1 tRNA gene is annotated in these 313 nt (G+C 47.0%); it reads right to left on the bottom strand.

What is annotated here, in order from left to right:
- Nucleotides 1-137: 137 nt before the first annotated feature.
- Nucleotides 138-213, bottom strand: a tRNA-Ala gene (locus AC0IYH_RS30575).
- Nucleotides 214-313: the final 100 nt, after the last annotated feature.

Below are 313 nucleotides of genomic sequence, written 5' to 3'. Positions count from 1 at the left end.
GAAAGTAACGTTCAGTCTATCTTTCTATCACATACCCAAATTTTTAAAGAACGATCTAATCAAAGACTAGAAATCAACATTCATCATCAACCTGATGGAATGCTCATTTCTAAGCTTTCATAACGTAGAAGCAGTAGTGGTGGAGCCAAACGGGATCGAACCGTTGACCTCCTGCGTGCAAGGCAGGCGCTCTCCCAGCTGAGCTATGGCCCCGTATTTCTACAGGCGTTTCCCACACAAAATTGGTGGGTCTGGGCAGATTCGAACTGCCGACCTCACCCTTATCAGGGGTGCGCTCTAACCAACTGAGCTA

The sequence above is a fragment of the Pseudomonas sp. AC463 genome (assembly GCF_979253585.1).
This window is presented reverse-complemented; position numbering and strand designations above follow the sequence as displayed.